The sequence below is a fragment of the Streptomyces sparsogenes subsp. cuspidosporus genome (genome assembly GCF_039532705.1).
In the GTDB taxonomy this organism is placed as follows: Bacteria; Actinomycetota; Actinomycetes; order Streptomycetales; family Streptomycetaceae; genus Streptomyces; species Streptomyces sparsogenes.
This window is the reverse complement of record NZ_BAAASD010000032.1, coordinates 94,785-106,759: the sequence shown is the minus strand read 5'-3', so window position 1 is coordinate 106,759 and position 11,975 is coordinate 94,785. Positions and strand designations below refer to the sequence as shown.

Annotated in this window: 7 protein-coding genes and 1 pseudogene; 4 read left to right on the top strand and 4 right to left on the bottom strand. The window is 74.9% G+C overall.

Annotated features, from left to right (window positions below; genetic code table 11):
* From ABFY07_RS29980 to ABFY07_RS29970, 3 genes and pseudogenes are all read right to left on the bottom strand, one after another.
* Positions 1-225 (bottom strand): annotated as a pseudogene (locus tag ABFY07_RS29980) (MauE/DoxX family redox-associated membrane protein); the annotation flags it as partial.
* Positions 222-860 carry a cell wall protein gene (locus tag ABFY07_RS29975; RefSeq protein ID WP_346177500.1) on the bottom strand — a complete coding sequence of 213 codons (639 nt, stop codon included), beginning with the start codon at positions 858-860 and terminating at the stop codon, positions 222-224. The gene ABFY07_RS29975 and the pseudogene ABFY07_RS29980, both read right to left, overlap by 4 nt.
* A 13-nt stretch (positions 861-873) precedes the next feature.
* Positions 874-1,296, bottom strand: coding sequence for a septal ring lytic transglycosylase RlpA family protein (locus ABFY07_RS29970; RefSeq protein WP_346177499.1), 423 nt, complete (start codon positions 1,294-1,296; stop codon positions 874-876).
* 245 nt (positions 1,297-1,541) lie between these two features.
* Here ABFY07_RS29970 and ABFY07_RS29965 point away from each other — a divergent pair, with 245 nt between their 5' ends.
* The 4 genes from ABFY07_RS29965 (at position 1,542) to ABFY07_RS29950 (ending at position 9,347) form a co-directional block, all read left to right on the top strand.
* Entirely contained in the window at positions 1,542-3,044 is a 1,503-nt protein-coding gene (locus ABFY07_RS29965; RefSeq protein ID WP_346177498.1) for a glutamate synthase subunit beta, read from the top strand.
* Between the two features lie 101 nt (positions 3,045-3,145).
* Positions 3,146-4,636 carry a DUF2201 family putative metallopeptidase gene (locus ABFY07_RS29960; RefSeq protein ID WP_346177497.1) on the top strand — a complete coding sequence of 497 codons (1,491 nt, stop codon included), beginning with the start codon at positions 3,146-3,148 and terminating at the stop codon, positions 4,634-4,636.
* Positions 4,637-4,722: 86 nt separating this feature from the next.
* A complete protein-coding gene (locus ABFY07_RS29955) occupies positions 4,723-6,633 on the top strand; it encodes an AAA family ATPase (RefSeq protein ID WP_428837032.1) in 1,911 nt (636 codons plus the stop codon).
* 131 nt (positions 6,634-6,764) lie between these two features.
* A complete protein-coding gene (locus ABFY07_RS29950) occupies positions 6,765-9,347 on the top strand; it encodes a hypothetical protein (protein WP_346177496.1) in 2,583 nt (860 codons plus the stop codon).
* Here the strand turns inward: ABFY07_RS29950 and ABFY07_RS29945 are convergent.
* Positions 9,340-11,907 carry a SpoIIE family protein phosphatase gene (locus tag ABFY07_RS29945; protein WP_346177495.1) on the bottom strand — a complete coding sequence of 856 codons (2,568 nt, stop codon included), beginning with the start codon at positions 11,905-11,907 and terminating at the stop codon, positions 9,340-9,342. The two genes, ABFY07_RS29950 and ABFY07_RS29945, sit on opposite strands and share 8 nt — an antisense overlap.
* Between the last annotated feature and the right edge of the window lie 68 nt (positions 11,908-11,975).

The following is an 11,975-nucleotide window of genomic DNA, read 5'->3' as shown; positions in this document are numbered from 1 at the left end:
CGCCACCAACCGGGGGGCGAGCAGCAGTCCGCAGGCGCGGAGGAGCCGCAGGGCCACCGCGGCCCGGCCGGCCCCGCGCACCAGCCGGGCCAGCGCGGCGGGCGGCGCCGGTCGGGTCGCGCGGCGGGGCAGCAGCTTGGCGGCGCCGGTCCAGCCGAGCAGCCCGGCGGTCAGCGGCGGGGCCACCCCGGCCAGCGCCGCGGCCCCGGCCGCCGGGCCGGTCACCGTACGCCCCCGGGTGGGGGGCCGACCGAGACCCGGACGATGTCCACGGCCCCGTCGGCGGGCCGCCAGGCGCCGAGAACCTGGGCCGCGTCGCCCACGCGCAGCCGGGACAGGTCGGAGGTGGGGGCGGTGCCCGGGTACGAGTGGCTGGTGGTGGCCGGCAGCAGATGGCCGACGATCCGGTGGGTCCCGTGCGCCAGGTGGAGCCGGTCCTTGTCGATCCCGCGCACGGTGGCGTAGAGGTTCACGATGTTCACCCACACCGCGTCGGCGGCGACGGTGCCGTCGGGCATGGGGACGCCGCGCGCGTAGAGCCCGTCGCCCACCTCGATCTCCGCGGCGGTGGCGACCCCCGCCTTCCACACGCTGGTGGCGCCCGTCAGCCGCACCCGCGCCCGCTCGCCGTGGGACCCGGCGACGTCCAGCACCCCGCCGTCGGTCCGCAGGATCCTTCCCTCGACGAAGGCGCCGCGCGGCACGGCCGGGTCCAGCGGCACCAGGGGCGTGGCGAAGGCGGCGTCGGCGTCGACGGCCCCCAGGGAGGTGGCGCCGACGATGGTGGCGCCCCCCAGGGCGACGGTGGTCAGGAACCGGCGTCTGCCGAGGTCGTCGGCCTCCGTTCGGGACGGGGTCATGGCCGGGCCCTCCTCATTCGTGGACCAGCACCGGCAGGGTGCCGGAGCTGAGGCTGCCGAGGGCGGCGAACGCCGCGGGTGTGAGGTCGATGACGCGGTTGCTCCGGCAGACCCCGTCACAGCAGGTCGCCTCCCCGCAGAAGCTCCTGGTGCGCGGCCCGCAGTCGGTGACCGTCACGCACACCGACGCCCCCGAGCACTGGTGGCGGACGGTCAGGACGCTGCCGCAGCCGCGCCGCGGTATGTCCTCCCCGCACAGGTCCGGCCGGGTGATCTCCCAGCACGCCTGGGAGGCGTTGGGCCAGGCGGCCTGCGGCTCGCCGGACCGGCAGGTGCCGCAGGCGCCGCCGCCCGCGCTCGCGCACGGGCCCCAGGAGTTGCCGCAGCAGAACCAGCTGGCCTCCCCGGCCCACAGCGGGGTCGATCCACCGGCCATGGTCTTACTCCCTTCTCCCTCCCCCTCGTCTCACCCGCTCCCCGCTCCCGTGCCTCCCCGGGGGTCCTTCCAGCCTGCCGGGAACGCCCCCGGTCGGCGATCGTTCGTCCGCCGACCGCGCTGCGGCCGCAGGTGGCGGCCCCGGGGACCGTGGCGCACGGACGTACAGTTGGGGGAAGGCGTGGTGTGCCGCGGTGCGCCGCCACCACGCGGCCAGTCCGGACGCGCGGGTGAGGGATGCCGCCATGGCCGACCCCAAGGGCTTTCTGAACACTCCTCGACGGCTTCCGCCGCGCCGCCCGGTGGCCGAGCGGGTGCGGGACTGGCGGGAGGTCGAGGAGCCCGGCGGGCTGCTGCCGATCGTGGGCGCCCAGGCCGGGCGCTGCATGGACTGCGGCATTCCGTTCTGCCACCGGGGCTGCCCGCTGGGCAACCTCGTCCCCGAGTGGAACGACCTGGTCGCGCGCGGCGACTGGCGGCGGGCGAGCGAGCGGCTGCACGCGACCGACAACTTCCCCGAGTTCACCGGACGGCTGTGCCCGGCGCCGTGTGAGAGCGCGTGTGTGCTGGCCATCAACCAGCCCGCGGTGACCATCGAGAACGTGGAGCGGGCCATCGCGGACCGGGCGTGGGACAGCGGCTGGGTGACCCCGAAGCCGCCGGAGCGGCTGTCCGGCAGGACCGTCGCGGTCATCGGTTCCGGGCCGGCGGGCCTGGCCGCGGCCCAGCAGCTGACCCGCGCCGGCCACACGGTGGCGGTGTACGAGCGGGCCGACCGGCCGGGTGGTCTGCTGCGCTACGGCATCCCCGAGTTCAAGCTGGAGAAGCGCCACCTCGACCGCCGGCTCGCGCAGATGCGCGCGGAGGGCACCAGGTTCCGTACCGGCGTGGGCGTGGGCACCGACGTGGATGCCGCCGAACTGCGGGCCCGTTACGACGCGCTGGTCGTGGCGGTGGGGGCGACGGCCTGGCGGGAGCTTGCGGTGCCCGGGCGGGAGTTGGCCGGGATCCACCAGGCGATGGAGTATCTGCCGCTGGCCAACCGGGTCCGGGAAGGCGACTTCGACCGGCCGCCGATCACCGCGGAGGGCAGGCATGTGGTGATCGTCGGCGGCGGGGACACCGGCGCGGACTGCCTGGGCACCGTGCTGCGCCAGGGGGCGGCCTCGGTCACCCAGCTGGACATCCACGCCCGGCCGGGGACCGAGCGGCCGGGCGACCAGCCCTGGCCGGTCCACGCCAAGGTCTACCGGATGTCCGCCGCCCACGAGGAGGCCCGGGAGCTGGGCGTGTCCCCGGCCGCCGAGGTGGACGCGCGGCTCTTCTCGGCCGCCACGATCCGCTTCGAGGGGCCGGGCCCGGGCGCGGAGGGCCCGCCGGGGGCGGTCCGGGCGGTGCGCCTGGTCGGGGTGGACGCGGACGGGCGGCCGGAGCCGGGCTCGGAGCGGGTGCTGCGGGCCGATCTGGTCCTGCTCGCGCTGGGCTTCTCGGGCCCGGAGCGGGACACCGGCCTGGTCGACCAGCTCGGCCTGGAGCTCGACGCCCGGGGCGCCCTGGCCCGCGACGAGGGGTTCGCCACCGGCCGCGAGGGGGTGTTCGTGGCGGGCGACGCGGGCCGCGGGCAGTCGCTGGTCGTGTGGGCGATCGCCGAGGGGCGCTCCGCCGCGGCGGCCGTGGACCGCTGTCTCGCGGGCTCCACCGCCCTCCCGGCGCCCGTCACCCCCGCGGACCGCCCGCTCGTGGTCTGAGCGTTCCCGGGCGCCCCGCTGGTCGGCCCCGGGGCCGCGCTGTCGGACCCGGTGGATAACGTTCTTGGTGGCGGGCCGGGGACGGCGCGCCGGAATGCGGCATGCGCGACGAGGGGGAGACGGTGGCACGGGTGACGGGGGAGGTCCGGCATGCCGCGGCGCGGCGGGCGCTCGACCTGGGGGACCGCCGGGCGCTGCTGGAGTGCCAGGTGGCCGATCCTGAGGTGGCCGAGGAGGGCCGTCGGCTCAAGGAGGCGGCGCTGCTGGACTTCGGGGTCAAGGACAGCGTGGTGAGCTCGTGGCTGTACGCCAAGTGCCACCACCAGATCGCCACCGCGGCGGTGGACACGGCGGCGGTGGTGGCCGTGGGCGACGGCAGTTGCCTGCTGTTGTACAACCCGGAGTTTTTCGTCCGGATCGGGCCGAGCGGGGTGCGCTTCGTGCTGTTCCACGAGGCCCGCCATCTGATCCACCGCCATCTGTACGTGGAGGAGGAGCTGCGCGCCGACCCGGTCTTCGAGCTGGCCGCCGAGGTGGCGATCAATCATGTGGTGATGGTCCGGCTGGGGCGTACGGAGCTGCCCGCCCAGGAGGTGCCGGACGGGCTCGGCGGCACCCGGCGCGAGCCGGTGGGCATCGACCCGCGCGAGGTGCACCGGCGGTATGTGGCCGACCTGACCGAGCAGGGGCTGACGCCGCTGTCGTACAAGGACTTCGTGGACACCGACCTGGGGGTGTACGGGGAGCTGAAGCGGATGCGCCGGCCCCCCGTGGCGCCCGCGGTGTGCGTCCATATGCGGATGGCCGGGGCCGGGCAGGGCGAGGGGGTGGCGCCGGAGCTGCCGATGGACCAGGAGACGGTCTCCTCGGTGGTGGAGGCGACGCTGGCCGAGGCGATGCGGGCGGCGCTGCGCGGGGAGGGCATCGCCCGGGACGAGATGCTGGCCCTGGCGGACCGCAGCGCCGGGAGCGGTAAGCGGGTGGAGCGCATGTGGGGCCGGATGGGCCTGGCCGCGCTGCGCGGGCGGACCCCGCGGACCAGGCGGGTGGAGTGGTGGCGGCGCTGGCTGTCCGATGTGCTGGCCTCGAAGCTGCGCGAGGGCGAGCGGCTGGTCTATCCGAAGAAGCACGGGGCGGTGCTGCTGGCGCTGGGCCACGACCCGATGCTGTCCCGGCGGGGCGCGGAGCGCACCAAGGTGGTGGTGGTCGCGCTGGACACCTCCGCGTCGATGCCGCAGTCCGTGGTCGACTGGATCACCTCGCTGGTCGGCCGCACCGACGGGGTGGAGAGCCACTGGCTGAGCTTCGACGGCGCCGTGATGCCCTTCGTCCCCGGAGAGCGGGTCCTCGGCGGTGGCGGGACGAACTTCCAGCAGGTCGTCGACTATGTCGAGGGCCGACTCGCGGTGAACGGGCGGCGGTTCGAGGAGCGCGCCGACGCGGTGATCATGGTCACCGACGGTTACGCGCCCAAGGTCGCCCCCGCCCAGCCCGACCGGTGGATCTGGCTGATCACGGAGGGCGGCGACGACTGGCCCGAGCGGCACGACCCGCCGATGGCCTGCCACCGGGTGATCACGGGCGACGGCTGACGCGACCGACGGCCCGACGGCCCGGCACCGGCCGCGCCCGACCGCTTCGCACGACCGACAGACACGGAACGAGGGAACAGGCCACTGTGAGCAGCGTGGAGACGACGGCACCGACCGCGGGGGACGCGCCCGCCGGGCGGGCGGAGCGAAGGACGCGGAAGGCGCGGCAGCCGCGGAGGACCTCCGAGCGGCCCGGGCAGGACACCGGCACCCGCCTGGAGCGGTTCATCAGCGCGATGATCGCCATGGGCCAGACCGGGCAGGTCTTCGGGGAGCACGGCATCGGCAAGACCTCGACGTTCCTCTCCTACATCCCCGAGGCGCACCCCGGCACCGAGGTGATCCTGGTCCCGGCGGCGAATCTGACCCCGGACGACCTGCTGGTCAACGCCCCGGTGCGGGACGAGCGCAGCGGGGAGCTGGTCCTCACCCAGCTGATCATGCGCCAGCTCAGCCCCGGCAGGCCCTTCGTGCTGCTGATCGACGACTCGCTGCAGGCCGGCGAGACCATCCAGTCCCAGCTGATGCAGATCGCCTGCAACTGGACGCTCGGCGAGCACGATCTGCGCGCGCTCGGCTGTGTCGGCGTCTTCCTCGCGGACAACGAGTCCCTGTCCGAGACCGGCGCCCGGCGCAGCGATCTGGCGGTGCTGGACCGCATGGTCACCCTGCGGGTGACCGCCAACGACACCGCCTGGCGGCGGCATCTGGCCGAGCGCTTCGAGGGCTGGGACCTGGCCGAGGTGTTCCGGCTGTGGGCCGGGCTGTCCCCGCGGCTGCGTTCGCTGCTGTCCCCGCGCACCCTCCAGCATGTGCTGGACTGCGCCCGGGCCGGTTTCCCGCTGGTCTGGGGGCTGCCGCTGGTCGGCGGGCAGCGGCTGCGGCTGCGGGATGTGAAGTCGGACGGCAAGCCGGGCCCGGACCGCACGGCCGAGATCCTGGACGGCATCGCGGCCGCCGTCGGCTGCCCGAACCCGGCGACCATCGCGGACCCGGTGCGCACCATCGTGCGCACCGCGGTCCGGGAGAACTGGGCCGTGCTGCTCCAGGGCCCGCCCGGCTGCGGGAAGACGGAGGTCACCAAGGCGGTGGTGCGGGAGGAGACGGGCGCCGACCCGGTGTACTTCTCCCTGCCGGTGACCAACGTGGAGGACCTGTGCGTGCCGGTGCCCACCCCCGACGGCACCCTGGACACGCTGCTCAGCCGCTCGCTGATGGGCCCCGGGCCCAAGGTGATCGTCTGGGACGAGTACAACCGGCCCAAGGACAAGGCCACGTTCGCCAAGCTGATGGAGATCACCCAGGAGTGGTCGCTGGCCGGCCGGCCGCTTCCGGGGCTGACCGCCCAGATAGCGCTGCAGAACCCGCCGTACCACCTCGGCCGCAAGCTGCTGGTCAGCAGCAACAACGTGGCCCAGGCCAGCCGCTTCACGGTCGGCTACGAGGTGGGTCCGGAGGACATCCCGGCCAACCAGTGGCTGATCGACACCTACGGCGACGTGGCCGAGACGGTGCTGGAGTGGTGGAAGAGCGACATCGACGACGAGGGCCGGGAGTGGATCACCAAGCGGACCCTGGAGCGGCTGATCAAGCTGCATCTGGCCGGGCAGCCGCTGGAGACCGGGCTGATCTACCTCGGTGACGGCGAGTACGCCCCGGTGCCGCTGTCCCAGCTCGAGGCGCGGCTGTCGGAGAGTTCCGGGCGGAAGGTGCTCGGGCTGCGGGAGCTGGCGCGCGACGTGGCCGAGTGGGAGGCCAGGCTGGCCGCGGCCTCCGAGAGCTCCGATGAGGGCACCAACGACACCGACCTGGTGCACCAGGTGTTCGCCAACGCGGAGGTCTCCCAGCTGGAGCGCCACGCCGAGGTGGTCGCGCGCCTGCTGCGCCATATGCCGCCGAAGCTGCGCGCCGCCCATCTGGTGGGGCAGACCCCGGAGCGGCAGCGGTTCTGGATCGGCGCGCTGTCCAGGATGGCCGAGCTGCCCGCCACCCCCTGAGCCGCCCCTGAGCCGCCTCTGCCCCGCCCTCAGCCGCCCCTGAGCCGTCCTCTCGGCCGCTCCTCCCTGAATTCCTCGCTCTTTCGCCTTTTCGCTCTTGTGCTCGTCTCGACGATCGGAGAACACGCGCCGTGGCGCCCTTCGACGAATCCCTGCTCTCGGCCACCTTCCGGCTGGCCGGCCCCGCCCTCGCCCCGGACCTGATGGCCCGGCTGCGCGAGGAGGCCATGGCGCTGATGGCCGGGCGGGAGCCCCTGCCCGACTATCTGGTGGACACGGCGCTCGCCACCGGCGACGCCGAGCTGATCTGGGCCCTGGCCGGATGCCCGCCGACCGCCGAGCGCCTGCCCGCGCTGCTGCGCCTCGCCGCGCTGGGCTACACGGCCCTGGGCCCACGGCTCTACCGGGGGTACGGCGACCGCCAGGAGCTGCGGGCCGCGGTGCTGGAGGGGGCGAAGCGGAATCTGGACGACCCCGACTGGCACGAGCCGGACGGCCTGGTGGAGTTCCTGCTGAACACCAGCGGCGTCGAGGAGCTGCTGCCGGCCCTGCGCGCGCCCTTTCCCGCGGTCGTGCGCCACGCCCTGGAGACCGTCGGCCACAAGGTGGACGCGAGCGAGCAGCTGGCGGCCTGCCGGGCCGTGCTCGCCCACGGGGGCGTGGCCGAGCTGGCCGGCCTGGCCGGGCTGTACACGCTGCGCCCGGCGGTGGCGGAGCTGGTGCGCCGGGCGGCGGCCGCGCCGGACCCGGCGGCCGTGCTGGAGAGCGCCTCGGTGACGGAGGACGACGGGACGGCCGCCCCGGACGGACCCGCCCCGGGCGCACCGGCCCCGTCCGGCACGGAGCTGGTGCACCAGCTGCGCGAGCTGACGTGGACGCGCGAGGGCTTCCCCCTGGACGGGGTGGACTGGGACCTCGTCCTGGCCGAGCACCGCCGCGAGCCCCTGCCGAACGGGGCGCTGCTCACGCTGGCGGCCCACCGGGACTGCCCGGACGAGATCGTGCTGGCGGCCTACCGGAAGTCGCCCCGCCACCTGCCCGCCACCTCCCCGCTTCCGTGGCAGTTGCTCGCGGAGCCGGACTGGAGCGACTCCTACTCCCGCTTCGACCTGTCCAGGCTGCTGCGCCGGGGCATCCGCGAGGAGGCCTATCCGGTCGAGCGGGTGCTGAGGGAGATCCGTCCCGCCCGCGCGGTGCTGGGCTCGCTTCCGTACGAGGAGGCCCCGGTCCGTGAGGAGCTGTCCGCCCTGGTGGCCGGGCTGGGCGCGGACTTCGCCCCCTGGCGCGCCCTGTACTCGCTGCTGCCCCGCTTCGCGGGGACCAGTACGGAGCTGTTCGCCGCGGCCCGCGAGCAGACGGCCAAGCACCGGGGCAAGACCTGGCCCCGGCCGCTGGCGCCCGAGTACCCGGTGAGCGAGCCGGACGGCTCCCGGGCGGTGTTCCTGCGGCTGTACGACCTGGCCGCCGAGGATGTGCGGCTGGCGCTCGCGGAGCACCTGGACCGCCGCTCCGTCCAGCACCTGCTGGTCCACTACAAGCCCTCGGCCGCCCTGCGAGACCGCTTCGTCGCGCTGCACGGGGTCTCCGTGCTGGCCGGCATCGCCTCCAGCTGGGAGCTGCCGGAGCAGACCGTCGCGGAGCTGCTGCTCCACGACGACCCCGAGATCAACGCCAAGCTGTACATCCACACCCCGCTGAGCCCCGAGCAGCGCCGGCAGGTCCTGGCCGGCCGGCGCAGCCGCCCGGACAGCGGTGAGGGGCCGCTGCCGCTCACCGAGGAGCTGGTCGTCGAGCTGCGCAACAGCGGGCGCCGCCATTGGCTCCTTCCGGCCCTCGAGGCCGGCGATCCGCGCCTTGCCCGCATCCTGCTCGGCAAGATCAAGCTGCATACGCTCGCCGGGCAGCTGCTCCTGCTGGTGCGGGTGTGGGAGCGGCACGGCGCACAGGAGGTGCGCGCGCTGCTCGACGAGACCGAATTTCCCGAGCGCCGCAGCAAGAAGCACCCGCTGCCGGCTGCCACCCACAAGATCGTCCGGTCCGCGCTGGAGTCGGCGGACGGCCTGGCCGAGCTGCGCGAGCGGCTGGCGCGTGCGCGGTCGCCCGAGAGCCAGGCGGAGTATCTGCGCACCGCCGCCGCGGGGCGGCGCGATCAGGTCACCGCGGCGCTGGAGCGGCTGGCCGAGGAGACCGGCCCGGACCTCCCGTGGAAGGAGCTGACGGCCGAGCACCACCGCGAGCCGCTGCCGGACGCCCTGCTGGTGGAGCTGGCGAAGCGGGACGACCTGCCGGGGGAGCTGCGCCCCGACTGCCAGGCGGCGGAGGTGCGGCTGGAGCACCGGGAACATCCGCACCGGCTCACCGGCCCCCGCCCCACCGCGCTGGACCTGCTGCGCCAGTACCAGCTGCCCGCGTTTGTGTACGGCCACCAGGAGTGGCTGAACCTGGCCATGTCCTACGGGCATCTGACCTTGTCGGACATTCTGCGCGAGGCGCGGCCCGCCCGGGTGGCCGCGGCCTATCTGGCGCACCGCGACCAGGAGGCCCGGGAGGAGGAGGCGGAGCAATCGCGCGGGGTCCGCCGGGAGATCGTGGATCTGGTCGCCACCCATCTGGGCGAGGACCCGGAGGCGTGGACGGTGGCCATGCGGCTGATGCCCGAGTTCACCGGCACCCTCCCGGAGCTGCTGGCCACCACCGCCGCCGTGATCAGCTGATGGCCAGCGCGGGCGGCGCGTACGGGGCGCCCGTCCCGGACGGGAGCGTCTGCTCGGTCCAGATGACCTTGCCGCTCCTGGTGTAGCGGGTGCCCCAGCGCTGGACCATCTGGGCCACCAGGAACAGCCCGCGTCCGCCCTCGTCGGTGGTGGCGGCCCGGCGCAGATGGGGGGCGGTGGTGCTGCCGTCGGCGACCTCGCAGATGAGGGTGCGGTCGCGGATCAGGCGCAGCCGGATGGGGCCGGAGGCGTGGCGGATGGCGTTGCCGAGCAGCTCGCTGACCACCAGTTCGGTGGTGAAGGCGGCCTCGTCCAGCTCCCATGCGTCGAGGGTTCGGGCCACGGCGGCCCGCATGCGGGAGACGACCGCGGGGTCCGAGGGGAGGTCCCAGGAGGCGACGTGGCCGGGGTCCAGTCCGGTGGCGCCGGCGACGAGCAGCGCCATGTCGTCGACGGGGTGTTCGGGCGGCAGGGCCTCCATCACCGCCCGGCAGGTGCGCTCGGGGTCTGGGTCGGCGCGGGCCAGCGCGCCGAGCAGCCGCTCGAGTCCGGTCTCGACGTCCACGCCGCCGGCCTCGATGAGCCCGTTGGTGTAGAGCACCAGGCGGCTGCCTTCGGGCAGGTCGACCTCGGCGGCCTCGAAGGGCAGCCCGCCCAGGCCCAGCGGGGGCCCGGCGGGCAGGTCCAGGAGGGTCGCCGTGCCGTCCGGGCGCACCAGGGCGGGCGGCGGGTGGCCGGCCCGCGCCAGGCAGCAGCGCCGGGCGACCGGGTCGTAGACCGCGTACAGGCAGGTGGCTCCGGCGACCCCGGGGCCCCGGGCGCCGTTGGCGGCGGTCTCCTCCCGGTCCAGGTGGTCCACCACCTCGTCGAGGTGGGTCAGGAGTTCGTCGGGGGGCAGGTCGAGGGAGGAGAAGTTGTGCACGGCGGTGCGCAGCCGGCCCATGGTGGCGGCGGCGTGCAGGCCGTGGCCGACGACGTCGCCGACGGCGAAGGCGACGCGGGCCCCGGACAGGGGGATGACGTCGAACCAGTCGCCGCCGACCCCGGCGGTCCCGGGCACATAGCGGTGGGCGACCTCGACGGCCTCGTGCTCGGGCAGGCCGCGGGGCAGCAGGCTCTGCTGGAGGGCCAGCACGGTGGCGTGCTCGCGCGCGTAGCGGCGGGCGATGTCGATGTACGCGGCGGCCTGGCCGACCAGTTCCTCGGCGAGGGTGAGGTCCTCGTCCTCGAAGGGGGCCGCGCGCGCCGAGCGCCGGAACTCGGCCCGCCCGAGGGTGACCCCGCGCGCGGTGAGCGGCACCGTCACCGAGCCGATGGGCTCGTCCACCAGGTGCGCCGAGGAGTGCCCGGACGGCCACTCGCCGCTGACCGCGACGCGGCGCATCCGGGTGTCCGCCGCCCGGTGTCCGGCCCCGGGCTCCTCGCCGTGCAGGACCGAGTCGAGCAGGTCGACGGTGGCGAAGTCGGCGAAGCGCGGGACGGCGACCCGGGCCAGCTCCTGGGCGGTGCGCACCATGTCGAGCGTGGTGCCGACCTCGACGCCGGCGTCGTACAGCAACTCCAGGCGTTCCCGCGCCCGGTCTGCCTTGTCGGTCAGGGCGCGCAGCTCGGTGGTGTCGCGCAGGGTGGCGACGCTGCCCCAGGGGTGTCCGCTCCGGCTGGCCGGGCGCTGGCTGACGCACAGCAGCCGCTCCCCCACCCGGTGGACCTCGTCGGTGGCCAGGCGGCCCGAGGCGAGCAGGGAGGCGATGTCCGGGGGGAGGCCGGTGTCGGTGACCTGCCGGCCCTGGGCGTCGGCCGGCAGGCCGAGGAGCCTCGCCGCCTCGTCGTTGGCGAGCAGCAGCCCGCCCTTGTCGTCGACGATGAGCACGCCCTCCCGTACGGCGCGCAGCACGGCCTCGTGGTGGTCGTACATCCTGGCGATCTCGGCGGGGCCGAGGCCGTGGGTCTGGCGCCGCAGTCGCCGGCTCACCAGCGCGGCCCCGCCGGCGCCGAGCGCGAGGGCCAGTCCGAGGGAGCCGAGCATGACGGGCAGCTGGCGGCCGACCGAGCGGTTCACGTTGGGGATGGTGACCCCGGCGTTGACGACGCCGACCACCTTCCCCCTGGCGTCGGTGACCGGGACGGCCGCGCGGATGGAGGGGGAGGAGAGGGACACGGCCGGGACCTCGTCGGTGAAGGGGCGGCCCGCCGTGGCCGGGTAGAGGGGGCTGGTGACGCGGCCGCCGATCCGGCGGGGGTCGGGGTGGGTGTAGCGGATGCCGCTCGGGCTCGTCACCACGATGTAGTCGATGTCGGAGTCGTGGGTGACGCGCCGCGCGAAGGGCTGGAGGACCGCGCTGGGGTCGCGGGAGGTGAGGGCCGGGAGCACGCCGGGGGCGCGTGCGAAGGCGTGGGCGACGGCGAGGGCGCGGCCCCGGGCCTGGTTCTCGCCGCTGCTGCGGCCCTGCAGGACCAGCGCGGCGCCCGCGGCGACCACGAGCAGCGCCATGATCGCCAACAGCAGGGCGAGCGCCTGTCCGGCGACACTGCGCGAGCGCAGCGCCGAACCCACTTTCATCTGATCTTTCTAGCATATTTAGGGCATTCGCACCGTGTTCGGCCTGCGCATCGCTTTGACCGTTCGCC

Coding starts and splice junctions, on each gene's coding strand:
- ABFY07_RS29975 (WP_346177500.1), bottom strand. CDS start 860: ATGACCCCGTCCCGAACGGAGGCCGACGACCTCGGCAGACGCCGGTTC.
- ABFY07_RS29970 (WP_346177499.1), bottom strand. CDS start 1,296: ATGGCCGGTGGATCGACCCCGCTGTGGGCCGGGGAGGCCAGCTGGTTC.
- ABFY07_RS29965 (WP_346177498.1), top strand. CDS start 1,542: ATGGCCGACCCCAAGGGCTTTCTGAACACTCCTCGACGGCTTCCGCCG.
- ABFY07_RS29960 (WP_346177497.1), top strand. CDS start 3,146: ATGCGCGACGAGGGGGAGACGGTGGCACGGGTGACGGGGGAGGTCCGG.
- ABFY07_RS29945 (WP_346177495.1), bottom strand. CDS start 11,907: ATGAAAGTGGGTTCGGCGCTGCGCTCGCGCAGTGTCGCCGGACAGGCG.